This is a genomic window from Acinetobacter corruptisaponis, from assembly GCF_030053775.1.
GTDB lineage: Bacteria > Pseudomonadota > Gammaproteobacteria > Pseudomonadales > Moraxellaceae > Acinetobacter > Acinetobacter corruptisaponis.
In genome coordinates, this window is sequence record NZ_CP125669.1 from 3,086,018 (window position 1) to 3,112,205 (window position 26,188).

26 protein-coding genes are annotated in these 26,188 nt (G+C 44.9%); 19 read left to right on the forward strand and 7 right to left on the reverse strand.

The window, feature by feature from the left end:
• Positions 1-9 precede the first annotated feature (9 nt).
• From nuoE to QLH32_RS14745, 13 genes are all read left to right on the forward strand, one after another.
• Entirely contained in the window at positions 10-519 is a 510-nt protein-coding gene (gene nuoE, locus QLH32_RS14685; protein WP_267980089.1) for an NADH-quinone oxidoreductase subunit NuoE, read from the forward strand.
• A complete protein-coding gene (nuoF, locus tag QLH32_RS14690; protein WP_283266802.1) occupies positions 516-1,841 on the forward strand; it encodes an NADH-quinone oxidoreductase subunit NuoF in 1,326 nt (441 codons plus the stop codon). The genes nuoE and nuoF overlap by 4 nt, the downstream gene beginning before the upstream one ends.
• An 11-nt stretch (positions 1,842-1,852) precedes the next feature.
• Positions 1,853-4,537, forward strand: a complete 2,685-nt coding sequence (gene nuoG / locus QLH32_RS14695; RefSeq protein ID WP_283266803.1) for an NADH-quinone oxidoreductase subunit NuoG — start codon at positions 1,853-1,855, stop codon at positions 4,535-4,537.
• A gap of 3 nt (positions 4,538-4,540) precedes the next feature.
• Positions 4,541-5,557 carry an NADH-quinone oxidoreductase subunit NuoH gene (gene nuoH / locus QLH32_RS14700; RefSeq protein ID WP_004663752.1) on the forward strand — a complete coding sequence of 339 codons (1,017 nt, stop codon included), beginning with the start codon at positions 4,541-4,543 and terminating at the stop codon, positions 5,555-5,557.
• Positions 5,558-5,575: 18 nt separating this feature from the next.
• Positions 5,576-6,118 carry an NADH-quinone oxidoreductase subunit NuoI gene (gene nuoI, locus QLH32_RS14705; protein ID WP_150026573.1) on the forward strand — a complete coding sequence of 181 codons (543 nt, stop codon included), beginning with the start codon at positions 5,576-5,578 and terminating at the stop codon, positions 6,116-6,118.
• A complete protein-coding gene (gene nuoJ / locus QLH32_RS14710; protein WP_283269358.1) occupies positions 6,118-6,636 on the forward strand; it encodes an NADH-quinone oxidoreductase subunit J in 519 nt (172 codons plus the stop codon). The genes nuoI and nuoJ overlap by 1 nt, the downstream gene beginning before the upstream one ends.
• Positions 6,636-6,944 (forward strand): NADH-quinone oxidoreductase subunit NuoK, encoded by a 309-nt coding sequence (gene nuoK, locus QLH32_RS14715; RefSeq protein ID WP_004638057.1) that lies wholly within the window; start codon positions 6,636-6,638, stop codon positions 6,942-6,944. Before nuoJ ends, nuoK begins: the two co-directional genes overlap by 1 nt.
• On the forward strand, positions 6,941-8,836 hold the full coding sequence (nuoL, locus tag QLH32_RS14720) for an NADH-quinone oxidoreductase subunit L (RefSeq protein ID WP_283266804.1): 1,896 nt from the start codon (positions 6,941-6,943) through the stop codon (positions 8,834-8,836). Before nuoK ends, nuoL begins: the two co-directional genes overlap by 4 nt.
• A gap of 1 nt (position 8,837) precedes the next feature.
• Complete coding sequence (gene nuoM, locus QLH32_RS14725; protein WP_283266805.1) at positions 8,838-10,436, forward strand: NADH-quinone oxidoreductase subunit M; 1,599 nt, start codon at positions 8,838-8,840, stop codon at positions 10,434-10,436.
• Positions 10,437-10,439: 3 nt separating this feature from the next.
• Positions 10,440-11,936 (forward strand): NADH-quinone oxidoreductase subunit NuoN, encoded by a 1,497-nt coding sequence (nuoN, locus tag QLH32_RS14730; RefSeq protein WP_283266806.1) that lies wholly within the window; start codon positions 10,440-10,442, stop codon positions 11,934-11,936.
• A gap of 108 nt (positions 11,937-12,044) precedes the next feature.
• Positions 12,045-12,680: a uracil phosphoribosyltransferase gene (gene upp / locus QLH32_RS14735; protein ID WP_283266807.1), complete on the forward strand. Its 636-nt coding sequence runs from the start codon at positions 12,045-12,047 to the stop codon at positions 12,678-12,680.
• 119 nt (positions 12,681-12,799) lie between these two features.
• The gene (locus QLH32_RS14740; RefSeq protein WP_283266809.1) at positions 12,800-13,093 is read left to right on the forward strand and encodes a cold shock domain-containing protein; all 294 of its coding nucleotides are present in this window, start codon (positions 12,800-12,802) and stop codon (positions 13,091-13,093) included.
• 162 nt (positions 13,094-13,255) lie between these two features.
• Positions 13,256-13,750, forward strand: coding sequence for a hypothetical protein (locus QLH32_RS14745; RefSeq protein WP_267980099.1), 495 nt, complete (start codon positions 13,256-13,258; stop codon positions 13,748-13,750).
• A 65-nt stretch (positions 13,751-13,815) separates the two neighbouring features.
• On the opposite strand, the gene gigC is transcribed toward QLH32_RS14745, so the two are convergent.
• A complete protein-coding gene (gene gigC, locus QLH32_RS14750; protein WP_267980100.1) occupies positions 13,816-14,700 on the reverse strand; it encodes a LysR family transcriptional regulator GigC in 885 nt (294 codons plus the stop codon).
• A gap of 90 nt (positions 14,701-14,790) precedes the next feature.
• Here gigC and QLH32_RS14755 point away from each other — a divergent pair, with 90 nt between their 5' ends.
• On the forward strand, positions 14,791-15,552 hold the full coding sequence (locus QLH32_RS14755; protein WP_283266810.1) for a ferredoxin--NADP reductase: 762 nt from the start codon (positions 14,791-14,793) through the stop codon (positions 15,550-15,552).
• Positions 15,553-15,574: 22 nt separating this feature from the next.
• Here QLH32_RS14755 and QLH32_RS14760 read toward each other — a convergent pair whose 3' ends face one another.
• A complete protein-coding gene (locus QLH32_RS14760; protein WP_279959521.1) occupies positions 15,575-15,997 on the reverse strand; it encodes a hypothetical protein in 423 nt (140 codons plus the stop codon).
• A 207-nt stretch (positions 15,998-16,204) separates the two neighbouring features.
• Between QLH32_RS14760 and QLH32_RS14765 the strand changes: the two genes are divergently transcribed.
• From QLH32_RS14765 to QLH32_RS14775, 3 genes are all read left to right on the forward strand, one after another.
• Positions 16,205-16,405, forward strand: coding sequence for a hypothetical protein (locus tag QLH32_RS14765; protein ID WP_267980103.1), 201 nt, complete (start codon positions 16,205-16,207; stop codon positions 16,403-16,405).
• A gap of 228 nt (positions 16,406-16,633) precedes the next feature.
• Positions 16,634-18,262 (forward strand): mechanosensitive ion channel, encoded by a 1,629-nt coding sequence (locus QLH32_RS14770; protein WP_283266811.1) that lies wholly within the window; start codon positions 16,634-16,636, stop codon positions 18,260-18,262.
• A 362-nt stretch (positions 18,263-18,624) separates the two neighbouring features.
• Positions 18,625-18,804, forward strand: a complete 180-nt coding sequence (locus tag QLH32_RS14775; RefSeq protein ID WP_283266812.1) for a hypothetical protein — start codon at positions 18,625-18,627, stop codon at positions 18,802-18,804.
• Positions 18,805-18,850: 46 nt separating this feature from the next.
• On the opposite strand, the gene QLH32_RS14780 is transcribed toward QLH32_RS14775, so the two are convergent.
• The 5 genes from QLH32_RS14780 to QLH32_RS14800 form a co-directional block, all read right to left on the reverse strand.
• The gene (locus tag QLH32_RS14780) at positions 18,851-20,047 is read right to left on the reverse strand and encodes a BaiN/RdsA family NAD(P)/FAD-dependent oxidoreductase (protein ID WP_283266813.1); all 1,197 of its coding nucleotides are present in this window, start codon (positions 20,045-20,047) and stop codon (positions 18,851-18,853) included.
• Positions 20,048-20,100: 53 nt separating this feature from the next.
• The gene (locus QLH32_RS14785) at positions 20,101-20,973 is read right to left on the reverse strand and encodes a 1-aminocyclopropane-1-carboxylate deaminase/D-cysteine desulfhydrase (RefSeq protein ID WP_283266814.1); all 873 of its coding nucleotides are present in this window, start codon (positions 20,971-20,973) and stop codon (positions 20,101-20,103) included.
• 67 nt (positions 20,974-21,040) lie between these two features.
• Positions 21,041-22,207, reverse strand: a complete 1,167-nt coding sequence (locus QLH32_RS14790; RefSeq protein WP_283266815.1) for an HlyD family secretion protein — start codon at positions 22,205-22,207, stop codon at positions 21,041-21,043.
• A 27-nt stretch (positions 22,208-22,234) separates the two neighbouring features.
• The gene (locus tag QLH32_RS14795) at positions 22,235-23,881 is read right to left on the reverse strand and encodes an MFS transporter (RefSeq protein ID WP_279959517.1); all 1,647 of its coding nucleotides are present in this window, start codon (positions 23,879-23,881) and stop codon (positions 22,235-22,237) included.
• 13 nt (positions 23,882-23,894) lie between these two features.
• Positions 23,895-24,443, reverse strand: coding sequence for a TetR/AcrR family transcriptional regulator (locus QLH32_RS14800; RefSeq protein WP_283266817.1), 549 nt, complete (start codon positions 24,441-24,443; stop codon positions 23,895-23,897).
• A gap of 187 nt (positions 24,444-24,630) precedes the next feature.
• Here QLH32_RS14800 and QLH32_RS14805 point away from each other — a divergent pair, with 187 nt between their 5' ends.
• Together QLH32_RS14805 and QLH32_RS14810 are read left to right on the forward strand one after the other, a co-directional pair.
• The gene (locus tag QLH32_RS14805) at positions 24,631-25,308 is read left to right on the forward strand and encodes a DUF1345 domain-containing protein (protein ID WP_283266818.1); all 678 of its coding nucleotides are present in this window, start codon (positions 24,631-24,633) and stop codon (positions 25,306-25,308) included.
• 100 nt (positions 25,309-25,408) lie between these two features.
• Complete coding sequence (locus QLH32_RS14810) at positions 25,409-26,167, forward strand: class I SAM-dependent methyltransferase (protein ID WP_283266819.1); 759 nt, start codon at positions 25,409-25,411, stop codon at positions 26,165-26,167.
• Positions 26,168-26,188 lie beyond the last annotated feature (21 nt).

The window sequence follows — 26,188 nt, forward strand, 5'->3', positions numbered from 1 at the left end:
TAAACGATTATGATGATTTTGACTGATAAAAAACCACGTGTGAATGTCGAAGGGATTTTGACTGCTGACGAAATCCATGACATTGAACATCACATTGACCACTATCCATACCCGCGTGCAGCCTCTCTGGATGCCTTGAAGTGTGTACAGCGCCGTAATGGCTGGGTAGATGACGCGCAAATGAACGCAATTGCACAATTGCTGACCATCAGTGTGGCAGATTTAGAGGGTGTGGCAACGTTCTATAACCGTATCTACCGCCAGCCTGTGGGTCGTCACGTGATTTTGTTGTGCGACTCGATTGCATGCTTCCTGATGGGGGCGGAAACACTGGCGGAAGCGTTCCAGCGCGAGTTGGGTATCCAGTATGGACAAACCACGGCAGATGGTCGTTTCACCTTGCTGCCAATTTGCTGTCTCGGCAACTGTGACAAGGGACCAACTTTAATGATTGATGAAGATACCCACGGTTTAGTGGAGACCTCTTCAATCAAACAGTTATTGGAGAAGTATGTATGAATACTGAACCAAAACCAATTTATGGCGACGGTAACCCAGAAACGCATCCACTGACCTGGCGTTTGAGCAAACAAGAGTTTGTTCGTGCGGCAGATGAGTACGAAGCGCTTGAAGGTTATGCTGGCTTTAAAAAGGCCTTGGGCATGCCACCAAAGGATGTGCTTGAAGTCATCAAGGCCGCAACTGTTAAAGGTCGTGGTGGTGCGGGCTTCCCAGCGGGAATTAAATGGTCATTGATGGCACCGAATGATGGTGGTCCACGCTATTTAATCTGTAATGCCGATGAAATGGAGCCAGGTACCTTTAAAGACCGCTTGCTGATGGAAAAACTTCCTCATCAATTGATTGAAGGCATGCTGATTGCAGGTTATACCCTTGAAGCAACGCATGGTTATATCTTTATTCGTGGTGAATATATTGAGGCAGCGCAATATTTAAATGAAGCGTTGGAGCAAATCCGTGCCAAAGGTTACCTGGGTGAAAACATCCTTGGAACTGGCTGGAACTTTGAAATGTACGTTCACACAGGCGCAGGACGTTATATCTGTGGTGAAGAAACCGCATTGATTAACTCGCTTGAAGGTCGTCGTGCCAATCCGCGTACCAAGCCGCCATTCCCGCAGGTGGCAGGGGCATGGGGGCGTCCAACCATTGTGAATAACGTTGAGACCTACAATAACTTGCCAGCAATTATGTTGCGTGGGCCTGAGTGGTATATCAACCTTTCAGCGCACAAGTCCAAAGACCCAGGCACCAAGATTTATGGTGCGTCAGGCAAGGTCAAGTTCCCAGGACTTTGGGAGCTTCCATTTGGTACCACTGCCCGTGAAGTGATCGAAGATCATGCTGGTGGTATGCGTGATGGTTTGACCTTAAAAGCGTGGTTGCCAGGTGGTGCATCAACAGACTTTTTGGCTGCTGAACATATCGACCTACCAATGGATGCGGAAAGCATCATGAAAGCAGGTTCACGTTTGGGAACTTGTCTGTTGATGGTGGTGGATGAAACCCAGTGTATGGTGTCTGCGACCCGTAATCTGGAAGAATTCTTTGCGCGTGAATCATGTGGCTGGTGTACACCTTGCCGTGATGGTCTACCTTGGGCTGTGAAAGCACTGAAAGCACTGGAAAGTGGTGAAGGCAAGATGGAAGATATTCAGCATTTGTCTGAACTCACCAAGAAGCTTTGGATTGGTAAGACCTTCTGTGCTCACGCACCAGGTGCGATGGAGCCACTGATGGGCGCATTAAAATATTTCCGTCATGAGTTTGAGGCAAAGGTGAAGACCCATGCCGCAGCTCGTGATGTAGAACAGGTTTAAGGAATTCGACTATGGCTACAATTCATGTCGATGGAAAATCGTATGAAGTCAACGGCTCAGAAAACTTGCTTCAGGCATGTTTAAGCCTTGGCATCGACATCCCGTATTTTTGTTGGCACCCATCCTTAGGTTCTGTTGGTTCTTGTCGTCAATGTGCCGTTACGCAGTACAACAATGCGGAAGACACACGTGGACGTCTGGTGATGTCATGTATGACACCTGCCGCTGACAACACCTACATTTCGATTGAAGACAAGGAAGCAACCGATTTCCGTGCGTCGATCGTTGAATTCTTGATGACCAACCACCCACACGACTGTCCAGTCTGTGAAGAGGGTGGTCACTGTCATTTACAAGATATGACGGTGATGACCCAGCACGATCGTCGTCGCTACCGCTTTATCAAACGTACCCACTACAATCAGGAGTTAGGTTCGTTTATTGCGCATGAGATGAACCGTTGTATCGCTTGTTACCGTTGTGTGCGTTACTACAAGGATTATGCGGGTGGTACAGACTTTGGCGTGTATGCCAATGCGTCACGTGTGTATTTCGGTCGTCCAGAATCAGGCACTTTGGAATCTGAATTCTCTGGTAACCTGACTGAAGTCTGTCCAACAGGTGTATTCACCGACAAGACCCATTCTGCACGCTATAACCGTAAATGGGACATGCAGTATGCGCCAAGCGTATGCTTTGGTTGTTCTTCTGGTTGTAACATCTCTCCAGGTGAGCGTTATGGTGAAATCCGTCGTGTTGAAAACCGTTTCAATGGTTCGGTCAACCAATACTTCCTATGTGATAAAGGTCGTTTTGGTGTCGGTTATGTCAACCGCGCAGACCGTCCGCGCCAGCCACAGTTCCGCAATGCTGAAACTGTTTCAACCGTGAGTGTGGATCAGGCCTTAGATCAGGTGATTGCCCAACTCAAGGGCAAGAAAGTGCTGGGTATTGGTTCTCCGCGTGCAAGTCTGGAATCAAACTACGTACTTCGTGAACTGGTTGGACAGGACAACTATTCAACAGGCATGTCTCAAAAAGACCAGAATCTGGTTGAGCTGGCGGCATCCATCATGCAAACCCAGGGGATCTATAACCCGAACATGCGTGAAATTGAAAGTTATGACGCAGTGTTGATCTTGGGTGAAGATTTAACTCAAACCGCACCACGTATGGCTTTATCGGTTCGTCAGGCAGCGAAGAACAAGGCCAAAGCAATGGCTGCTGCAACACGTACCCCAGACTGGTTGGCAGAACCTGTACAGCGTATCGGTCAAGATGCAAAATCACCAATCTATATCCTTGCGGCAACCCAAACCCGTTTAGCGGATGTTGCAACAGGTGAAGTGGTTGCATCGCCAAATGATATCGCACGTTTAGGTTTCGCGGTTGCTGCTGCTGTTAAAGGCGAAGCGCTTTCTGGTTTAGCGGATGATGCAAAAGCATTTGCACAAACCATTGCGGATACCTTGAAAGCTGCGAAAAAGCCATTGATTATCTCTGGTACTAGCTTACAAGATCCTGCCATCATGGAAGCTGCGGCTCAAGTTGCGCAAAACTTGGGTGCCAATGCAGGTCTAAGTCTGACTGTTCCAGAAGTCAACTCAATGGGCTTGGCACTATTTGGCGGATTAAGTCTGGAGCAAGCATTTGCCCAGGATTATGATGCTGTCGTTGTCATCGAAAATGACTTGACTCGTCGTTTACCAGTGGCTCAAGTTAAGGCAGCATTTGACAAGGCCGAAACTGTGATCGTACTTGATCATAGCGAAACTGAAACCTTGAAACTTGCAGACATTGTACTTTCAGCAGCAAGTTTTGCTGAGGGTGATGGTACTGTGGTCAGTCAGGAAGGTCGTGCGCAACGTTTCTATCAAGTGTATGATCCAAGCTACTACAAGCCTGAATATGCGATCAAGGAATCTTGGCGCTGGTTGCATGCCATTGAAACTGGCCTGAAAGGCAAAGCTGTGGACTGGACGCTTCTTGATGATGTGATTGATGACATCGTCAAGAATGTTCCTGTGCTTGAAGCGATTCAAGATGTTGCACCTGATGCGGGCTATCGTATTCATGGCTTGAAGATTGCGCGTGAACCACGTCGTTATTCTGGTCGTACTGCAATGCGTGCGCCGTTATCGATTCACGAGCCAAAACAACCAACCGATCCAGATTCAGCATTAACATTCTCTATGGAAGGTTATGTGGGTAATCAGACAGCATCGTCTTTAGTACCTTTCGCATGGGCTGCGGGTTGGAACTCGCCACAAGCGTGGAACAAGTACCAAGATGAAGTCGGTGGTCACTTAAAAGGTGGTGATTCGGGTGTGCGTTTATTCGATCGCTTAGCAAAACGTCCTGCACGTAGCTATGTTGCACCGACTGCCGTGGTTGTGAATCCTGAAAGCTTCCGTCTTGTGCCAATGCACCATATCTTTGGTTCTGGTGAATTCACCATTAAAACACCAGCAATGGAATCACGTATTCCTGAAGCGATGTTTGCCGTGGGTGAACAAGATGCGACGCGCTTAAATGTTCAAGATGGTCAACGTATTACCGTGAAAGCAGGCGAAACGAGCATCAGCTTACCTGTACAAGTCATCGAATATTTACCAACAGGCTATATTGGTTATCCAATTGGTCTAGCACCAACCGTTTCATTGGCAGAGCCTGTGTCCGTGGCAGTAGGAGTGTAATTCATGAATCAAGAAATTATACGTCAAACGCCACTTTGGGCTGAGAACTGGCCAATCGCTTATTCAGTGATTCAAGCAGTTGTGATCCTGTTGGTGGTGGTTTTAGTTGCTGCGTTAATGTCATTTATTGAGCGTCGTCTCTTGGCATTATGGCAAGACCGTTATGGTCCAAACCGTGTTGGTCCGGGTGGTATGTTCCAGATCGTTGCCGACATGCTCAAGATCATGTTCAAGGAAGACTGGACACCTAAGTTTGCCGACAAGCTGACTTTCCGTCTGGCACCAGCAGTTGCGATGGCAACTGCGGTACTTTCGTTTATGGTCATCCCAGTAAGTCCTACACTGGGCGTTGCGGATATGAGTATCGGTCTATTGTTCTTTATGGCAATGGCTGGTATCGCAGTTTATGCAGTGCTATTTGGTGGTTGGGCGTCTAACAACAAATACTCGTTACTCGGTGGTCTTCGTTCTGCTGCTCAAACTATTTCTTATGAAGTGTTCTTGGGTATCTCATTGATGGGTGTGGTTGCGATTGCGGGCTCATTCAACCTGCGTGAAATCGTTGAAGCTCAACGTGATGTTTGGTTTGTTATTCCCCAGTTCATTGGTTTCATTATCTTTGTTATTGCTGGTGTTGCAGTTACGCATCGTCATCCATTTGACCAACCAGAAGCTGAGCAAGAATTGGCGGAAGGTTATCACGTTGAATATGGTGGGATGAAGTGGGGGATGTTCTTCGTTGCGGAATATGTGAACGTGGTTCTGATCTCTGCACTGATCGTAACGTTATTCTTCGGCGGATGGCTTGCACCATTTAACTTAGAAATTCCATTTGTTCCACCAGTTTTTTGGTTCGTGATTAAAACAGCATTCTTTGTAATGATGTTTGTGTTGGCGCGTGGTTCTTTAATGCGTCCACGTTATGACCAAGTGATGAATTTTGGTTGGAAAGTTTGTTTGCCATTGGCGTTGGTCAACTTGTTGGTGACTGGTGCTGTGATTCTGATGAATCAGGCCTAGGACAGCAGGGAGTACAAAATGTATAAAATTCTAGCTGGATTTGGATCGATTGTACGTTCGTTGTGGATGGTGTTTAGCCATGTCACACGTAAGCGTGACACGATTTTATATCCAGAAGTACCAGCAGAGCAGATTGTACCGCCACGCTTTCGTGGCCGTATCGTCTTGACACGTGATCCTGATGGTGAAGAGCGTTGTGTGGCATGTAACCTGTGTGCGGTTGCGTGTCCTGTGGGCTGTATTTCATTGCAGAAAGCGGAAAAAGAAGATGGACGTTGGTATCCAGAATTTTTCCGTATTAACTTTTCACGCTGCATTTTCTGCGGTATGTGTGAAGAGGCTTGTCCTACAACTGCAATTCAGATGACTCCAGATTTTGAACTTGCTGAATATGTACGTCAGGACCTGGTCTACGAAAAAGAAAACCTGTTGATTTCTGGAACAGGTAAATATCCTGACTACAACTTCTACCGTGTAACGGGTATGGCGGTGACAGGTAAGGATAAAGGTCAGGCGCAGAAAGAAAGTGCACCAGTTGATGTACGGAGCTTATTACCATGATGTGGCCATTTTATTTGATGGCACTTGTGGCCATCGTATCGACAATTCGTGTGGTAACCAATACCAATCCTGTGCATGCGTTACTGAGCCTGATTGTGTCATTGCTAGCGGTTGCTGGTATTTTCATGATTGTGGGCGCGCCATTTGCAGGTGCGCTTGAAATCATCGTCTATGCTGGCGCAATCATGGTGCTGTTCGTGTTTGTGGTGATGATGCTCAATCTTGGGCAGGAAACTGTTGAACAGGAAAGCAAATGGTTGACTTCTGATGCCTGGGCCTATCCAGCCATGCTGAGCTTTATTTTGGGCTTGATTCTGGTGTGGATGCTGGGTGGAGAATACACCACGATTTCTGCGCCAATGGGTACGGAAATTGTAGGGCCAAAGGCTGTGGGTCAGGCGTTATTTACCCACTATCTATTATTGGTGGAAGTTGCCGCAATGTTATTGCTTGCAGCCCTTGTTGCTGCATATCACCTCGGCAAACGTGAACCAAGTGCGGAAGAGGATAAACAATAATGGGACACATCCCTTTAGAACATGGTTTGATCGTTGCAACCATCCTTTTTGCACTGGGCTTTTACGGTGTGATGGTAAGACGTAACCTTTTATTTATGTTAATGAGCCTTGAAGTCATGATGAATGCCGCCGCGTTGGCATTCGTTCTGGCAGGCAGCGTCTGGGCACAGCCAGATGGACAGGTGATGTTCATCCTGATCCTGACGCTTGCCGCAGCCGAGGCATGTATCGGTCTTGCGATCGTCCTTCAGTTTTATCATCGCTTCCATCATCTGGATGTGGATGCTGCTAGTGAGATGCGCGGATGAGTACATTATATTTAACCGTTTTATTCCCGCTGATTGGCTTTATCCTGTTGGCGGCAGGGCGTGACAAGCTTTCTGAAAATGTGGCTGCCATTATTGGTGTTGGTTCAGTCGGTTTATCTGCTCTATTTGCTTTAATTGCGGGTCTTGGATTTACCAGCAGCGGTCAGGCCGTTTTTGTTCAACATTTATGGACTTGGTTCAGTGTTGGCGGTTTTGAGCCAGGCATCAGCCTGCACCTGGATGGTTTGTCATTACTGATGACAGGCATGATTACGGGTGTTGGTTTCCTGATTCACATCTTCGCATCCTGGTATATGCGTGGTGAAGAGGGTTATGCGCGTTTCTTTTCCTATTTCAACCTGTTCGTTGCCAGCATGTTGTTGTTGGTACTTGGCGATAACCTTGCGTTATTGTTCCTGGGTTGGGAAGGTGTAGGTCTGTGCTCATACCTGTTGATTGGTTTCTACTACTCAAACCCTGCAAATGGCTGGGCGGCAATCAAGGCATTTACAGTAACACGTGTGGGTGACGTATTCCTGCTCATCGCATTGTTCCTGCTCTATCAACAATTTGGTACGTTGAATACACAGTACATTGTTGAAAATGCAGCCACTGTCATGACGCAAAGCTCATCATTGTCAATCTGGACAGCATTGATGTTGTTCCTGGGTGCGGCAGGTAAGTCAGCGCAAATTCCATTACAAACCTGGTTGGCCGATGCGATGGCGGGTCCTACGCCAGTATCAGCATTAATCCACGCTGCAACAATGGTTACAGCGGGTGTTTACCTGTGCTGCCGTATGTTCTCTGTGATGGAAATGGCGCCAGAAGTGATGCAGTTCATTTCGATTACGGGTGCAGTGACGTTGCTGGTGGCTGGTTTTGCAGCATTGGTTCAAACCGACATCAAGCGTATCTTGGCTTACTCAACTATGAGCCAGCTCGGTTATATGTTTATGGCTGTGGGTGCTGAGGCGTATCAGGCTGGTTTATTCCATATGCTTGCCCACGCATTCTTCAAGGCGTTATTGTTCCTTTCTTCAGGTGCAGTGATTCTTGCATGTCATCACGAACAGAACATTTTTAAAATGGGTGGATTACGTAAAAAGATTCCATTCGTATTCTGGTGTTTTGTGATCGGTGGTGGCGCATTGGCAGCACTTCCAATCGTGACAGTGGGCTTCTTCTCTAAAGATGCGATTTTGGGTGCTGTATATGCACAGTCTACAATTGCAAACATTCCGCTTTACCATACCTTGTACTGGGTGGGTGTCGTTGGTGCATTCTTAACGTCAATCTATACATTCCGTTTAATTTGGGTTGTATTCTTCGGTGAAGAAAAAACCCATGCACATGCCATTCATGGTGTGACCTACTGGGGACCACTGGCAATTCTTGCTACGTTATCAACAGGGATTGGTTATTTCCTTCAAGCACCAGTTGCAAAATTATTGACGACTGCAAGTATTCCAAGTTTTGTTGTTCCTGAAACATTGGAAGCAGCGGTTGCACATGCTGAGCATTTAGCGAGTGGTATTGCACTTGCTGGTTTAGCTGTTGGTATTTTCTTGTTTGCCTTTGCCTATGGTGCGGTTAAATCTTTTGCCCAAAGCTCTTTGGGTGCAGGTTTGGCGCATATCTGCCGTACCGCATTTGGTTTTGATGCCTTGTATGACATCGTATTTGTAAAACCTTATTTGTTGATTGCGAAAATTCTAGGTCGTGATCCAGTTGATGGCTTATGGCTGGTTCTTCCTGCGATTGTGAAAAGTGGTAATAGCTTTACAAGTTCGCGTCAAACAGGTTCATTGCGTGAATACGCATCAAGCATGTCACTCGGTGTAGTGGTGTTATTGATGATCTTGATCGTGATTCAGGTTGTGGGGAAATAAAATGGAAAACAATTTAATTTTACCCGCACTGATTTTGGTTCCTTTCATTGCTGGTTTTATTTGTTGGTTGGTTGATAAGTTCGACCAACATCTACCGCGCTGGATTGCCTTGATTGGCATGCTCATTACCTTTGGTCTGGGCATCGCACTTTGGCAAAGTGGTACATATAGTTACGAGTTGGGTGGAAAAGTCCCAACTTGGGCGGCTGAATTCCATCTCCCTTGGATTCAGACGCTTGGTATTAGCATCCACCTGGCTGTGGATGGCTTGTCTCTGCTCATGGTGTTGCTCACTGCATTACTGGGTGTGCTTGCAGTTGGCTGTTCATGGGGCGAGATTCAAAAGAATGTTGGTTTCTTCCACTTAAACCTGCTCTGGAGTTTGGGCGGGGTTATTGGTGTATTCCTGGCGATTGACCTGTTCCTGTTCTTCTTCTTCTGGGAGATGATGCTGGTGCCAATCTACTTCCTGATTGCACTATGGGGACATTCAGGTTCGAATGGCCGTTCACGTGTTTACGCTGCAACCAAGTTCTTCCTGTATACGCAAATTGCTGGCTTGATTATGTTGATCGGTATCTTGGGCTTGGTGGTCTATGGATACATGATGACAGGCATGATCGGTTTCGATTACAACTATTTATTGGCTGTTGCGAACCACTTGCCACCTGAAGTTGCCTATGCATTCATGTTGTGTTTCTTCATCGGTTTTGCGGTGAAATTACCAGTGTTCCCATTACACGGCTGGTTACCTGATGCGCATGCTCAGGCACCAACAGCGGGTTCTGTGGACTTGGCGGGTATCCTGATTAAAACCGCAGCGTATGGTCTGCTTCGTTTCGTGATTCCATTCTTCCCAGCAGCATCAGCACAGTTTGCTGATATCGCGATTATTCTGGGCTTGATTGGTATTTTCTACGGTGCATTCCTTGCGTATCAGCAAACCGACATGAAACGTCTGCTTGCCTATACCTCCATTTCGCATATGGGTTTTATCCTACTTGCAATTTATGCAGGTAATATCCTGACATTCCAGGGCTTGATGATCATGATGCTGGCACATGGTTTGTCATCTGCTGCATTGTTCATTATGTCTGGTCAGGTATATGAGCGTTTACATACCCGTGACCTGCGCCTGATGGGTGGTCTGCGTGGTCAGTTGCAATACCTGCCATTCTTCCTGATGTTCTTTGTTGCAGCACTTGTGGGTGTACCAGGTCTAGGTAACTTTATTGGTGAATTCCTGATTCTGATGGGTTCATTCAAGACCTATCCAGCGTTTACCATCATTGCCGCAGTCAGTCTGGTGTTTGCTGGCCTTTATGGTTTGATCCTGATTCACAAGGCACTGTTTGGTGAACCAAATCCAGAACAGCAAAAACACTACACGACACCGCTTAAAGATTTATCTACGCGTGAAGTCAGCATCTTGATGATTTGTGTGATTGGTTTGCTTTGGTTGGGACTTTACCCACAGACATTCCTGGATATGTCTCATTCAAGTATGCAGTGGTTAGTCAATAGTTATATGCCAGTACAAGAAGTTGTTGAAACTGTTCAACAGGCTGCAACTCAACTTGAACATGTGGAGATGCAATAAACCATGAACTTCACAATTTCTTTTTCTGAGCTTATGCCACTTGTCCCAGTGATGATTGTGGCGTTGACCGCAGTGGTGGTCATGCTGCTGATTGCGATCAAGCGTAATCACAACCTGATCGCGACAACCTCGGTTGTGGGTCTTAACCTGTCTGCAATTTATATTGTATATACCATGTTCAGTGGGCACTTTGCACCAGTGAACATCATGGGCATGTTTATGGTTGATCCATTCACCATGCTCTACCAGTTCCTGATTCTGATCGCTTCCTTGGCGTGCTGTACCTTGTCTCATGCCTACATCGAGACCTATAAGGACAACCGTGAAGAGCTTTATATCCTGTTGCTGTGTTCAGTTGCGGGTGCAATGCTGTTGGTTGCAAGCTCACATTATGCTGCGTTCTTTATCAGCCTTGAGTTGATGTCGATTCCAGTATACGGCATGTTGGCGTATACCTATCAACGTAGCCAGTCTTTGGAAGCGGGGATTAAGTACCTTGTGCTTTCTGCGACTGCGTCTGCCATGTTGTTGATGGGTATGGCATATATCTATGCCTATACAGGTTCATTGTCATTCTATGATTCTGTTCAGGCATTGTTTACTGCCATCAAACAGCCAATGGTGTTGTTGGGCCTGGGTTTAATCGTCTTTGCCGTTGCATTCAAACTCTCGCTTGCACCATTCCATAAATGGACGCCAGACGTGTATGCAGGTGCGCCAGCACCAATGGCGACATTCCTGGCAACCGCAGCAAAAGTTGCAACCATTGGCCTGTTTGTTCGTTACCTGTTGACTTCAGGCGCGATTCTGGTTGAATCATTGGTTACCGTTTTAACAGTGATTGCTGTGCTGTCGATCTTGGTGGGTAACTTGCTGGCTGTGCGTCAAGTCAACTTGAAACGTATCCTGGGTTATTCATCCATTGCACACTTTGGTTACCTGTTGATTGCATTGATTAGCATGACCTATGCAAGCCTGGGCAGTGTCACCGTTTATGTGATCACTTATGTATTGACCACAATCGGCGCGTTCGGTGCGGTGGCGTTGATGTCCAGTCCATATAACAATGTAGATGAAGCACAAAGCTTGGCAGACTACCGTGGTTTGTTCTGGCGCCGTCCGATCCTGACAGCGACCTTAACTGTGATGATGCTGTCCTTGGCTGGTATTCCATTAACAGCGGGCTTCATTGGTAAGTTCCTTGTGGTGATGGCTGCGGTGACAACCCAGCACTGGTTCCTGGCTGCAATGATTGTGGTGGGTAGTGGTATCGGTTTGTATTACTATTTACGTGTGATGGTGGTGATGTACATGACACCGCCAGATGTTCCACGTATTGATGCCGATGCACACTGGGGAACCAAGGTCGGTGGTATCATGGTACTTGGTGCTGCATTACTTGTACTACTCCTGGGCATCTATCCAGACCCAATGATCAACCTTGCATTGAAGTCTGAGATTCTTTCTCCATTGCATTTCATGTTGTCACAACAGCAGTAATGCACTGATTTGTACAAAAAAGCCTCCAAAAATTGGGGGCTTTTTTATTGAAGAGTAAAAAAACGCTTTATAATAGGCAAAGATTAATATTTATTTAGGTACTCACTCGTGTCTATTCAGGAAATTCGCCATCCGTTGATTCGCCATAAACTTGGTCTGCTCCGTCGTTCAGACATCAGCACCAAGAATTTCCGTGAGTTGGCGCAAGAAGTCACGATGTTGCTGACCTATGAGGCAACCAAGGACTTGCCGATGTTGGATGATGAAATTGATGGCTGGACAGGCAAGGTCACAACCCAACGCATTGCAGGAAAAAAGATTACCATTGTTCCAATCCTGCGTGCTGGGATTGGGATGCTGGAAGGCGTGCTTAACCTGATTCCAAGTGCCAAGGTGAGTGTGTTGGGCTTGGAACGTGATGAGGAAACTTTGGAAGTTCGTACCTACTATAAAAAACTAGTGCCTGATGTTGCCAATCGTTTGGCCATGATTATTGACCCAATGCTGGCGACAGGGAATTCGTTGATTGCTGCAATTGATGTGCTAAAGGCAAGTGGTTGCAAGGACATTCGGGTGATGGTGCTGGTTGCCGCACCTGAAGGGATTTCTAGGGTGGAGGCGGTTCATCCAGATGTGCGTATCTATACCGCTTCGATTGATCAGGGTTTGAATGAAGATGGTTACATTGTTCCTGGTCTGGGTGATGCGGGCGACAAGATTTTTGGCAGTGTCCAAAAAGACTAATTTTTAAAATAGATTGAAAAGAGACGTAATCTCTCCATAAATTTTTAAGGAAAGATCGAACGTCTCTTTTTTATTTTTATATACTATCCCCATCGTTTTTATAAAATTGGGTGCAGGCCATGAAGCAAGAGTTCTATCAGGGAAAAATTAAACAATATAATCCAGACAAGGGATTTGGTTTTATTGCCACGGCTGAAGGAGACGTGTTTTTTCATATCTCAGATTATCCTGCATCAGAGGGTGAGCCAAAGAGAAATGAAAAAGTTAAGTTTTTAGTGCAGGAAAATGAGGGAAAGTTTAAGGCGGTCAAGATCGAGCGTGTCGATTCAAACCCTGCGAAAACCAAGAAAAACAAAATTATGGATCATAATAAGGCCATCACCAGCGAATTACTGTCAAATTTCCGACGTTAGTTATCTTGAATTGTTTTATTGGTAGTTAATTATTCGCCTTTAATTTTGTGAAAGGATTTTTTTTGTCTTTCATAATTAGGGTACAAGATAAGCAGTATTGTAAGCCTGTGTAATCACATGCTAGCATAACTCCTTTATTCTTTAAAAAATAAAAGGTTATATATGCTTAAAAAATGTTTGGAATGTGATAAGGAATATAGTGATCGTTCAGAAGCATGTATCCATTGTGGGGCGCCAAATGACGAGTTATTGCAGAAAAAACAGCAAGCAGTAGAAAAAGAAAATGAGAGTGAGGCTTATACGAATCTGATAATTGTCATTATTCTTGCTGTAATAGGCTATATATATTTTGATCCAATAAGAAATTACTTTTTGGATTTATTCGATGTGGGTATCGTTTCAAAATATGATTTAAAAGATTGCTCAAGTGACCGTGTTAAAAAATCAATTATGCAAATGTTTAATGACGGGACTTATGCTCAAACTTATCATATAAAATCAATTTCAGTTGACACAGCAGTAATTGATACGAATAAGGATGCAATATTGTCTTGTCAGGCAAATCTAGCCTTAAATAATCAAGAACATATAAGCTATATCATTAATTTTAAGGAACAAGGCGATCAAATTATGATTGAAGGGAATCCTGTACAATAAATATTAGTATTAATTCATGCTGTAAAAATACACCAAAGCTAAAATATTTGGCTTTGGTGTATTATTTACACCTGATCTTCACAAAATTGTAAGAATGCCTTTAATCCAGGTCCCTGATATTTCTGACGATGTACCAGCATAAACAGGGGACGGGTGAGTTCCCAGAAAGGTGTATCCAGAATGACCAATTGCCCTTTTTCCTGAAGTGGTTCAATCGCAAGCCGTGATACACAGGTCATCCCCAGACCATTGGCAACAATTTTCAGGATGGCTTCATTGTGACCTAGGGTAAGGCGAATGTTGGCATCAGGTAGGTCTTTTAATATAGCGTTGTCAAAGACTTCACGTGTGCCTGAACCCTCTTCACGTAAGATCCATTCTACATCATTAAAGTCTGTTGGGGTGAGTGGACGGTTTAACTGTGTTAAGGGATGCTGTGGAGCACAACACACTGCTAACTCATCATCACGCCAATGGATGCACTGTAACTGGGGCAAATGGCATGAGCCCTCAATCAGGGCCAGATCAAGCTGAAACTGGTTCACCGCTTCAATCATTTGACGGGTATTGCCCACCTGTAACTGTAAATGTGCCTGTGGATGGCGCTGTAAAAAATCTGCCATAAGGTCAGGCATCAGGTAGTCACTGATGGTCAGGGTTGCACCCAAACGTAGGTCAATACTTTGTAACTCACCCTTGGCGGCCTGTTCAAACGATTCGCAACGACCCAGAATTTCCAGGGCCTGTGGCAACAAAAAACGGCCTAGATCATTTAACTGCAAGCGCTTGCCCAAGCGGTCAAATAACGGTGCGCCAAGACCATCTTCCAAATCGGCCAAGGCCATGCTTGCCGCACTTTGGGTCAGTCGGACAGCATCACTCGCCTTGGTTACAGTTCCCTCTTGAGCAACCGCCACGAAAACAGCCAATTGGCGTAATGTCATGCGCATGTTAAAAGCCTTACCGTTTGAGTTTAAAAGTATTCATGAATTATCTGATCATGCTAACATGAGCTCACTGTTTCGTGCCACGTTCAAATCATGTCAATTGAAAAATTTAGCGTAGAAAAGGTTTTATCTGTACATCGCTGGGCCCACAATCTGTTTAGCTTCACCATGACCCGACCAGCGCATTTTAAATTTACCGCAGGGCAGTTTGCCCGTATTGGTTTAATGGTTGGTGATGAACTGGTGGTGCGTGCTTACTCAGTGGTGTCTTCGCCATTTGATGAAACGCTGGAATTCTTTTCAATTGTCGTTCCCGATGGGGCTTTTACCTCAAACCTGCAACATTTAAAGGTTGGTGATGAGCTGTATCTTGAAAAAATATCTTATGGCTATTTAACTCTGGCACGTTATCAGCAGCCTTTACCACAGGACTTATGGCTGTTGGCAACGGGAACGGGTTTGGCGCCATTTTTATCGATGTTGCAAGACTTTGAAACCTGGAATAAATATCAACAAATCAATTTGGTCTACAGTGTTCGTACCGCATCCGAACTGGCCTATGTTGACCGTATTCAGGAAATCGCCAATCTGTTTGGTGAGGGACACTCAGGCTTTAGGTTTATTCCAATTATCACCCGTGATCCAGATGCGGCTTTACATGACCGTTTACCAGTTCTGATTGCAAATGGTGAGCTGGAAAAGGCGGCAGGATCAGAATTGAGTCCAGCAAGCAGCCATGTCATGTTATGTGGCAATCCACAAATGGTGGAAGATACCAAGGAAGCCTTAAAACAGCGTGGCTTGACCATGAACCGCCGTGGTGAGGGAAATATTGCGGTGGAGAATTATTGGTAATCTTGGGCGGACTGGATATGTCTTAATGTACAAACATATCCATAAATTCACGGATTTCCTGAATGGCGGTATCGACATCGGTTGTGAGCCATGTGGGTTCAAACAGCCCTGCATAGTGTTCCAGACGTTCCTGTGGCACCACAAGACGAACAGGGCATTCTTCCTCAAGCAAACGCCACGGCAAGATCGGAACCTCATTGTCCAGAAAAGCCTGAACATTACGGATATCCACAATCATCGCGTTGATACATTCAGGAAAAGGCATCACTGAAAGTTCTTCGGTACGGCGGCGGAAATATTCAAGGTCGCCCCATTTCAGGATATAGCTGGGTTTGTTGAACTCAATCAGTCCAATCAAATGCTCATCTCGTGTGTAATGTAGAAAACACTGATGTGTTACATCCGTATCTAGATCAAGTGAGACACTTTGCTGTTGGTAGGACATAAAGCAGAACATTTAGGAAATGAGGGCGCGTAGTATAGCCTATTTTTAGCGTTTTCTAAACCGCCTACATTTTAAACAAAAAACAAAGAAGAAACAGTGGAGTTTTGCAACAGCAACAACGATAGTCCGAAGCTTTTTCACACAATGCAACATAAGCAGTTGCTAAGATAAAAGCCTGAGAAATAAAAAGGATGAGGGCTAGCTATCATGCATGATTTTAGTAAGCCACAACCTCATGTGGCGAGTCGAGAGGAAATTGCAAAGAAAAGGAAACTACCCGTTTATATGTTGATCATTGTGGGGATTTTCCTGATTGCACTTCTTGTTTATATGGTCGCGGATCATTCAGCGAATCCAACTGCACAGGCAATGCTGTCTCATATGCAGTCGGTACTTTTGGATGCCTAGATCGTTTATTTTTAGACCAAAACCTGTTGAATTGAAAAAGCTCATTGGTGTGAATCAATGAGCTTTTTTGCAAAATTATGCGGACTTTTTGTTGTATTAGTGATGCCGTTTGTTGATTGGAAAATAGACAAAAATTAAGGTTGAGACATCCATAAGTTATGTTCTTGGTTATAGAGCGATCATGGGTGGTTTGATTAATTTTAAAACACAACATAAGGATAACAACACATGAATGAATATTTTACTGATCCCTCCCAGAGAGGAGGATTCGACGCAATGTATTATTGGGACCAGTTTCACCCAATTTTAGCGGCAATTGTTATCTTACTTTTAGGTTGGATTATTGCATTGATTGTTGCTGCTGGCGTGAAAAAGTTACTCCAGAAACTAAACACCAATCATAGATTGTCTTCTGCCACTGGTCATACACCAAACATTGAAAACCTGATTTCCAAACTGGTTTTCTGGTTTGTGATTATCCTTGCCGTTGTCGGTGCATTGAATGTACTGAACATCAGTGGCGTGAGTGATCCATTCAGCAATATGGTTGGTCGGATTCTGGCCTTTATTCCAAACCTGCTGGCGGCCGTTGCAGTCGGTTTTATTGGCTGGATTGTGGCAGGGCTGGTCAAGGCAGGACTAACCAATGTGCTTGCCAGAACGGAAATGGACGAGAAGCTTAGCAATGAGGTAGGTGTAGGTTCACTCAGCAGTAATATTGGTGAAATCTTCTACTGGTTGGTCTTGTTGCTGTTCCTGCCGATTGTGCTGTCTATTCTAGGCCTGACAGGCCTGTTGATTCCTGTACAGAATATGGTGAATGAGGCGGTTGCTTATTTACCGAATCTGTTTATCGCGGGTGTCATCATTTTTGTGGGCTACATTCTGGCAAAAATTGTGCGTGGTATTGTTGAGGGCTTGAGTTATAGCCTTGGCTTGCAGACACAGGCAGAAAAAATAGGTTTGTTTAAGAACTCTAATGTATCCAAGTTCCTGGGTTCATTTGTTTTTGCCATTATTATTATAACGGCCTTGATTGTGGCTTTTGAGGCACTGGGTATAGAGGCAATTTCCCAACCTGCCACCACAATGCTCAATCAAATCATGTATGCGATTCCACAAATTATTGCTGCTGGTCTGATACTGATCGTGGCATATGTGGTTTCCCGTTTTGTTGGACGTTTGGTGGCTGAACTGGTTTCAGGAGCGGGTGTTGATGAAATTCCAATGAAGCTGGATGTGCAACGCTTCCTTGGACAAACCCGTGTTTCCGATATCATCGGTTGCTTGATTGTGTTCTTTACCATGCTGTTCGCGGTTTCAGAGGCTGCTGACCGACTTGGTTTGGAACAGGTCAGTGTGCTGATCGCGATGTTTATCCAGTTTGGTGCCAGTATCCTGCTTGGTGCGGTAATCCTGGTTGTCGGCTTCTGGCTGGCCAATGTGGTCGCCAATGTGGTTCAACGTGGTGAATACAATAGCTCACGCTGGTTGGGCAATCTAGTCCGTATTTTAATTATGGGCTTGGTGATTGCGATGGGCTTAAGGGCAATGGGTATTGCTGACTCTATTGTGAACCTCGCATTTGGCTTAACCCTCGGTTCAGTTGCTGTCGCGTTTGCTCTGGCTTTTGGTCTAGGTGGTCGTCAACCTGCGGAACGTTTGCTCAGTGATCTGTTGGATAAAGCAAAAACTGAGGCAAAACAGCCAAATCCGTTGCGTCAAAATGAGATGACGCCAAACAATCCAGTGAGTCCAACGAATCCTGCTACAGCCAATCCAGTAAATCCGATAGTGCCAACACCAATCAATCCAGAGAATCCAAAACCACCGATTCCTCCATATTCGGATGAATAGTAAAAATAATCTTTGATTTTTTTGGTCAATTCGACCACTCTAGGCAGGGTGGTCGTTTTGTTTGTATAGGGGCTGATGATACTTTATCTATGATTGCGACAGAGGAAATTTTTTAGGTGATACAAGGCATGAAACATGAAATTTAGTCATTCTAAATGAATGTTTCATAACGTAGTAGCAACAAAAAATATCCCTGTTCCGTAGGGTTGTGGCTAAAATCCCCTCATACTTCGTTATGAAACTTGGCAATAGGTTTGCTATTACCTACGTTTCATGCCTAGTCTGATGAAATTTTAGCTTACAACGCAATTCATTTATAAAATATCAACAGCCCCAAAATAAAAAGTCTATAGGAGGATAAAATGAAGAGGCCAAATCGCGTATTCGCACCCATTATTATTGCAGGCATCACTGTAGGCTTTTTGGCCAGTGCGTATAAGTTTGTGGTTGCCAAGTCGGGTTCAGTAAAAGAGAAACCGATTGAAAATACTCAGCAGGCATCTTCTTCAGAGGCAGCAAACTCTTCAGGTGAACGAAGTTAAAATATTTCAATGGTAGTGCAAAACACTGTGGTGTACTGAAAAACAGCTAGACAAATTGGGCTGCGGCTTGGGCAGATGACCATGCCCACTGGAAGTTATACCCCCCTAGATGACCTGTCACGTCGAGTACTTCACCAATAAAATACAAGCCTTTCTGCTTCTTGCTTTCCATGGTTTTTGAGGATACTTCGCTGGTGTCCACACCACCAAGCGTAACCTCGGCAGTACGATAACCCTCCGTTCCCGATGGCTTCACTGTAAATGCATGCAGTTGCGCCGCAATCTGTTCAAGTTGAAGATCGCTGATATTCCCAATCGCTGTCTCACTTTGCTCAGCCCAAATCAACTGCTGTAATTCCAGCACGATACTTTTTGCAGTGAATTCATTTAACAGGGTACGGAGTAATACTTTAGGTTGTGCTTTTTTCTTTTCCTTAAAAAATTGCACGAAATCCTGGCCTGGAAAGAAATCAATATTGAAGCTTTCCCCTACATGCCAGTAGTTTGAAAGCTGCAATGAGCTTGGACCACTTAAACCACGATGGGTGAATAGCAGGGCTTCGGTAAATTGATGACGGTCATTGATTAAGGTGGCATCTAGGGCATTGCCGCTTAAGCGTGTTGTAACTTCCTTAAAATGGTCTGAAAAGGTAAAGGGAACCAGACCTGCACGGGTAGGGAAAACATGATGACCAAACTGCTGTGCAAGTTCATAGCCAAATCCTGAACCACCCAGGGTTGGAATGGATAACCCACCTGTTGCAACAACCAGTGATTCACAATGATAAGTTCCTTGGCTAGTTTCAATGACAAAACCTGAATCAGTCTGGGATTTTACCTGCTGAACTTCACAGTGGGTTTGAATTTTAACCCGTTTGGCCTTGTCACATTCTGAGAGTAACAGTTCCAAGATTTCCTTGGCCCCATTCAGGGTAAACAGTTGTCCGTGCTTGCGTTCTTCGTATTCAATAGCATATTCACAGACCAAGCCAATAAAGTCCCAGTTGGTGTAACGGCTCAGGGCTGAAATGACGAAATGTGGATTTTCGGAGATGTAGTTGGAGGGCTCAACATCCAGATTGGTAAAGTTGCATTTACCTCCCCCTGACATCAGAATTTTTTTACCGATTTTATTGGCCTTTTCCAGTACCACAACCGAACGCCCACGTTTGCCTGCTTCAGCAGCCAACATCAAGCCTGATGCGCCCGCACCTAAAACAACAACATCAACCTGATGAACCATGAGTATTACTCGGTAGACGAAAAGCGGGCAATTATAAAAGATTTGTGGGGGTTTTAATATGCTTTAAGCTTTCCCTGCAACCCTCCTGTATGAATCGCCAGGATTCGAGTGTGGACAGGGAAATGATGGTGCTGGATTAAATCAAGAAGTCCCATCATCATTTTAGCGGTATACACCTGTTCCAGAGGAATATCATATTGTTGTTCGAATTGCTGTATAAATTGCAGCAGTTCAGGTGTGGTTTTGGCATAACCACCACAACAATAGGCATCGGTTAAAGACCAGTTGTCTTTATCAGTCCATTGTTGAATATCCTGTTTGAGAAAATTACCTTTCAAGGCTGAAAAGCCTAAAACATGCTGTAGTTCTGAACTGCTTTCAATGATGCCTGCAAGGGTTCCCCCTGTACCCACGGCACAACAAATCACGTCATAATTTTCTAAATCATCAGGGGAGAGGATTTCCTGCGTCCCTTGAATGGCAAGGGTATTGCTTCCGCCCTCTGGAATAATAAAGGCTTGAGGATATTGTTGCTGCAACTGTTGCAGATACTCAGCTTGATGGCGTAGACGATATTCGGAACGACTGACAAAATTTAACTGCATACCCAAATCATGTGCTGTTTGGAGCGTTGGATTGAATGGTTGCGAAGCCAGTTCCTCACCACGAATCATGCCGATACTTTGAAAACCAAAATGCTCTGCTGCAAAGGCTGTTGCAGCAATATGATTGGAAAACGCACCGCCAAAAGTGAGGACTTGAGAAAAACCTTGTTGTTGTGCTGTCAATAGGTTGTATTTCAGTTTAAAAAACTTGTTGCCCGAAATCTGGGGGTGAATCAGGTCAAGGCGTTTGATGGTCAGTTGAACAGGCTGGGGAAGTTGCAATGTTTGATAAGGGATGGGAAAAGCAATGTGATCAAACATTTTTTGCGAACGAGAAATGAATTTGACCACATTGTAAATGTATTTGATTGAGAATGTCAGTGTTGGTTTATGAGTCGGTGTCCACCGACGTGATCACCGACATACCAGGACGTAGGTTTTCCATACCTTTTTGATCTGGATCAATGGCGATGCGTACTGCAATACGTTGCACCACTTTGGTAAAGTTGCCTGTGGCATTATCAGGTTTGAGTACACTGAATTCTGAACCCGCAGCAGGGGAAATCTGTTCCACGTGACCTGTAAATTTCTGATGATTCATGGCATCAACGGTGAAATAGGCTTTTTGTCCAACTTTCATATTGGCAATCTGGGTTTCCTTAAAGTTGGCAATCACCCAGGTTTGTTTGGGAATCAGGTAAAGCAACTGTGTTCCCGCAGCCACGTATTGACCGACACGTGGATTCACTTCACCCAACTGACCATCCAGCGGAGCAACAATGGTGCTGTAATCCTTGGTGGTGTTGGCCTGATCGAGCTGTGCCTGTGCACTGTTCACTTGTGCCTTTAAACCTGCTTCCGCCACTTGTGCGGTTTTTAACGCCTCTTGCGCCACCAGAATATTGGCTTGGGCCTGCTTGAGCAAGGCGAGGTTGTTTTGGGCATCGGCGGCAGCCTTGTCCTGTTCGGATTTTGATGCCGCACCGCTGTCTCCCAGTTGCTGATAGCGTTTGAGCTGTGTAACGGATAAATCATACTGTGCCTTGACCTGATCCAGTTTGGCCTGTGCCGCCACCACATCGGCCTGACGTTGGGCAATGGCCTGGCTTTGATTGGCAAGGCTATTTTGTGCCTGCTCGACCCCTGAAACTGCCTGTGTCACCTTTTGGTCATAGGTGGTGGCATCAATGTGCATCAAGACCTGACCCTGCTTGACCTGATCGAAGTCCTTGACCATTACATCCTTGATATAGCCATTGATCTGTGAGGAAAGAATGGTGGTTTTACCTTTGACATAACTATTGTCGGTTTGTTCAATCGCTGTATGAAATGGGCCAATACGCCATGCCCATAAAATAATGGTAATCCCAACAATTAAAACCAGCAGCATCCACCATAGGGTAGAGCGTTTGGTTTTGATGAGCTTGCTGGTGGGCGGTGGTGGAGGCGGTGGTATTTGAGGCACAGTTTCCTGTACCTTTACGGGTTGTGGCGTTTCGTTCTGCTCAGCATTTTGAGCACTATTATTTTCTGGTTTATCTTGTTCAGACATCATGTTTTCTCAATCAAATACGATTAGGCGTTAACTGGCTGCTTGCAGATTCTTTCGGGTCAGGTATTTATTGCGTACATATTTAAATAACCCCCATAGCAGTAAAACAACGGCAAAAATGCCATTCAGTACAATCACATCGTTATAGGCACGCACCTGTGCCTCACGGGTAACCACTTTATTCAGGTTTTGTAGCGCCTGATTGTTTTGCAGGACAGGATCGTTGCTACTCACCATTGCACTATGCTGATAAGCCTGTAGACGTTGCGTGACCAATGGATCGGTTGGATCTAATTCACTGTTTATTTCAACCTTATAATTATTAGTCTGATGCTGTTGATAGGTGTTAAAGAATGATGATCCGACCAAGCCACCAAAGTTTTGCGTGGCTGAGAACAGTACAATAAAGGTCACTACATATTGTGGACCACGCTGTAGGGTACGCATAAAGCCCAACAATAGCAGGGGACCAATAAACACACCGCCAGCAAAGCTCACCAAAAACTGACTACGATAGAAATTGGCAGGACGCACATCACTGGTGAGGTGATAATCCAGCGCACAGGCAATTAGGATCAGGATTTCGGCTAGGAATAAGTTCAGGATTAAACGTTCACGATGGAAAGTCAGCGCGCTAAACACCGAACCTGCAATGGTGCCGCAGAAGATCACTACATACAGTGGCACAAACTGGTCTGGTCCCATGCCCATGGTTTTGAGGAAATTCACTGCGGCATAGCTCTGTTCTGACATCAGCAGGCGTAAGGCAAAGGCACTCACCACGAAACTGAGCAAATCACCTGTCGCCAGCCAGCGAGTCATGATCAAGGGGTTTCTACGATAATGCTCATAGGTCAATCCCAGAACAACCAGACAGAAACCAACAATCAGGGTATAGGCCAGCCACGGGCTGTTAAACCACCACAGGATTGGCCCTTGAGTCAGTACAGTACACAGGCAGGCAAACCCAGGGGCGAGTAGGGCAAAGGTAAAGAAATCCTGCTTTTCAAAGACTTCTAAACGCAGGCTGCGTGGCAGTTTAAGTGACACCACCATCGCCAGACAGCAAATTGCCAGACCCAGCTCAAAGGTGTAAATCACATCCCATTGATTGGCACTGAGCAGATAGGGTGAAATGATCCATGCCAAAGGCAAACCAAGTTGCTGGAATCCAAAGGCCAGATAAATCCCTTTTGGCATATCAGCCTTGCTGAAGGCCTGCATGGTGTAATACATACCCAGCGAACTAAGCGGAGCAGCGGCCAGCCCTGCAATAAAACGTACAAACAGCGCCATTTCATAGGTTTTAACAAAGATGTGCAGAATCAGTACGCCAATAAACACCAGCAAACCAATTTCTGAAAACAGGCGCAAACCATATTGCTGACGGGCTTTAAACAGGATCAGGTTGGAACTGACATTCGCCATGACATAGGCTGCGGGCAGCCATGCCGCCTGAGAGGGCGTTAAACCATACTCACCCTGAAAAATTGGTAAATTGGCCACAATAAAGCCATTACTTAAACTGGCGGCAACCGCAATAAATAGACCAATAATAAAATAGGCCAGACGTTTCGGGGTTGCATGGGCAATTGCCGCAGGCGAGCCAGGCAGGGTTGGACGCTCATCTGCTGACCAATCTGGAGGTGTCTCAAGATAGCGAGGTGTTTTATCCATGTTATTCCTCGAACTACACTTTAATGCCGTTTAATAATAATTCTATTGCCCGTTTTGCAAGTTGCACCTGATCCTGGCCTGTATGTCCCTGAAATGAGGAACCGAGAATCGCCGTAATCATGGCAAAATCTTTTGTTGTTAAATCATCACGGCATAATTGATGTTGTATGGCCTGGTCAATCAGTGGTTGTAATGCTTTGTCACGCCGTTCATAAATGTTTAGCATGATTGGGTCCTGACGATCAATGATGCGCCAGTAATCAATCAACACCACCAGATGCGGAAGCTGTTCAATATGGCTTTCAATCAAACGAATAAAGCCATCATTAAAAGGAAGCAGCGCTTGTGCCCGCTGCTCCAGTCGGGTAATGGCCTGTTCGAGCAAGGCGGCCATTAAGGCCTTGCGATCTGAAAAATTACGATAAAAAGTTGCCCGACCCACGCCAGCATGGTCAATAATCACCTGTAACGACACATGAACACCGTGGCTACGAAAAATTTCCTCGGCAGCATGAAGTAGTTCATCACGGTTATGTGCTGCAAGTTGTTGGCGTTTTGTCATAATGTGAAAAGTAGACCTTTATTGCTCACTTGAATTTATCGGACAATTTTGTCCGTTGTAAATGTTGAAATGGGAATTATTTTGTTGAAATTAGGTAAAAGAGTTGTTTTTACTAATTTTTATTCAATCAGACAGTGGTAAAAATAAGTATAAGTTCATTGCAGATAAAAATGAAAAGAGGTGAAAAATGCAGGCGTTGATCTATCGTTTGGCGCGGGGAGTAAAACACCGTCCCTATTTGTCTTCGACATTTTTACTGGGTTTGCTGATCTATGCCGCTTTGCATTTTTTCACTAACTGGCAATGGGCGACCTGTCTACAGTTGGGATGGAACACCGCCATCTGGTTGTATTTATTTCTCACCCTACGAATGATGTGGCACTTGGATGCAAGCCATATTTTACAGCGGGCCAGACAACAGGATGAAGGTAAATGGATGATCCTGACTGTTGTATTGATTGCAATCGTGGTGTGTTTCATCTCCATTGTGGTACAACTGAGCCATGTTCCCAAAGATCAGGCTGTTCTTAAGGGCGTTCTTATTTTGCTGACCATCGGCACTATTTTTTCAACATGGCTAATGTTGCATACCTTGTTTGCCATTCACTATGCCCATGACTATTATCTTGCCAAAAGTCGCCATGAGGATGCTGGACTGGATTTCCCCAAAACAGATCAGCCTGATTATCTTGATTTTATTTATTTCAGTTACATTATTGGTACTTCGGCACAAACAGCGGATGTGTCTATTACCACTTCTGAGGTCAGGCATCTGAACATTTTTCACTGTGTCTTGGCTTTTATGTTTAATACGGTGATTTTGGCAGTTGCAATCAATGTGGCAGCCAGTTTAATTGGATTTTAACTGATAACTTATTTTTATTTATTTTATTAAAATTGATCATTTTTATTTTTGATTTGGGTTGGCTATTTTAAATATAACCAAACATCGCAAGGATAAGAACATGACCACCCAGCATCAAGTGAACCAGCAGCAATATCAGGATAAATCTCAAGCCTATTTAAACAGTGCAGTCCATGCGCAGGGGATTGAATTTCAAAAAATGCGAAAGTTGATTCAAGCGCATCAATTTAAAAGGGTGTTGGATTTGGGCTGTGGTGGCGGGCATGTCACTTACCAGATCGCCCCATGTGTGGATGAGGTTGTGGCTTATGACCTAACGCCGTCTATGGTGGAGTTGGTCGCTCAGCAAAGCAGGGAAAGAGGCTTTCATAATGTGATCGGTCAGCAAGGCGCTGCGGAATCCTTATCGTTTGCAGATCAGAGTTTTGACTGTGTGATCACGCGTTATTCAGCACACCATTGGCAGAATGTGATGCAGGCAATGAGCGAAATATATCGAGTTTTGGCTAAAAATGGCAAGCTTGTGATTGTCGATATTTTAGGAAATGCAAATCCTGTTATGGATACATTTTTTCAGACCATAGAAACCATCCGTGATCCAAGCCATGTACGAAATTATAGTTTGCAGGAATGGATGCACTTTGCTGAATATGCAGGGTTTAAAGTTGAAACTGTTGAAAAGCAAAGTCTGGATTTAGAGTTTCAAAGCTGGACGCAGCGGATGCAGACACCTAAACATGCGGTTGAAACCATACGTTATTTACAGCAAAAAGCATCTGATCAAACGCAGCAATATTATCAGATTCAGGTAGATGGTTCTTTTAGCAGTGAGGTATTGTGGATGGTGCTTGCTAAATGATAGGAATCAATTGAAGAGTGG

Coding starts and splice junctions, on each gene's coding strand:
- nuoE (WP_267980089.1), top strand. CDS start 10: ATGATGATTTTGACTGATAAAAAACCACGTGTGAATGTCGAAGGGATT.
- nuoF (WP_283266802.1), top strand. CDS start 516: ATGAATACTGAACCAAAACCAATTTATGGCGACGGTAACCCAGAAACG.
- nuoG (WP_283266803.1), top strand. CDS start 1,853: ATGGCTACAATTCATGTCGATGGAAAATCGTATGAAGTCAACGGCTCA.
- nuoH (WP_004663752.1), top strand. CDS start 4,541: ATGAATCAAGAAATTATACGTCAAACGCCACTTTGGGCTGAGAACTGG.
- nuoI (WP_150026573.1), top strand. CDS start 5,576: ATGTATAAAATTCTAGCTGGATTTGGATCGATTGTACGTTCGTTGTGG.
- nuoJ (WP_283269358.1), top strand. CDS start 6,118: ATGTGGCCATTTTATTTGATGGCACTTGTGGCCATCGTATCGACAATT.
- nuoK (WP_004638057.1), top strand. CDS start 6,636: ATGGGACACATCCCTTTAGAACATGGTTTGATCGTTGCAACCATCCTT.
- nuoL (WP_283266804.1), top strand. CDS start 6,941: ATGAGTACATTATATTTAACCGTTTTATTCCCGCTGATTGGCTTTATC.
- nuoM (WP_283266805.1), top strand. CDS start 8,838: ATGGAAAACAATTTAATTTTACCCGCACTGATTTTGGTTCCTTTCATT.
- nuoN (WP_283266806.1), top strand. CDS start 10,440: ATGAACTTCACAATTTCTTTTTCTGAGCTTATGCCACTTGTCCCAGTG.
- QLH32_RS14740 (WP_283266809.1), top strand. CDS start 12,800: ATGAAGCAAGAGTTCTATCAGGGAAAAATTAAACAATATAATCCAGAC.
- QLH32_RS14745 (WP_267980099.1), top strand. CDS start 13,256: ATGCTTAAAAAATGTTTGGAATGTGATAAGGAATATAGTGATCGTTCA.
- gigC (WP_267980100.1), bottom strand. CDS start 14,700: ATGCGCATGACATTACGCCAATTGGCTGTTTTCGTGGCGGTTGCTCAA.
- QLH32_RS14755 (WP_283266810.1), top strand. CDS start 14,791: ATGTCAATTGAAAAATTTAGCGTAGAAAAGGTTTTATCTGTACATCGC.
- QLH32_RS14760 (WP_279959521.1), bottom strand. CDS start 15,997: ATGTCCTACCAACAGCAAAGTGTCTCACTTGATCTAGATACGGATGTA.
- QLH32_RS14765 (WP_267980103.1), top strand. CDS start 16,205: ATGCATGATTTTAGTAAGCCACAACCTCATGTGGCGAGTCGAGAGGAA.
- QLH32_RS14770 (WP_283266811.1), top strand. CDS start 16,634: ATGAATGAATATTTTACTGATCCCTCCCAGAGAGGAGGATTCGACGCA.
- QLH32_RS14775 (WP_283266812.1), top strand. CDS start 18,625: ATGAAGAGGCCAAATCGCGTATTCGCACCCATTATTATTGCAGGCATC.
- QLH32_RS14780 (WP_283266813.1), bottom strand. CDS start 20,047: ATGGTTCATCAGGTTGATGTTGTTGTTTTAGGTGCGGGCGCATCAGGC.
- QLH32_RS14785 (WP_283266814.1), bottom strand. CDS start 20,973: ATGTTTGATCACATTGCTTTTCCCATCCCTTATCAAACATTGCAACTT.
- QLH32_RS14790 (WP_283266815.1), bottom strand. CDS start 22,207: ATGATGTCTGAACAAGATAAACCAGAAAATAATAGTGCTCAAAATGCT.
- QLH32_RS14795 (WP_279959517.1), bottom strand. CDS start 23,881: ATGGATAAAACACCTCGCTATCTTGAGACACCTCCAGATTGGTCAGCA.
- QLH32_RS14800 (WP_283266817.1), bottom strand. CDS start 24,443: ATGACAAAACGCCAACAACTTGCAGCACATAACCGTGATGAACTACTT.
- QLH32_RS14805 (WP_283266818.1), top strand. CDS start 24,631: ATGCAGGCGTTGATCTATCGTTTGGCGCGGGGAGTAAAACACCGTCCC.
- QLH32_RS14810 (WP_283266819.1), top strand. CDS start 25,409: ATGACCACCCAGCATCAAGTGAACCAGCAGCAATATCAGGATAAATCT.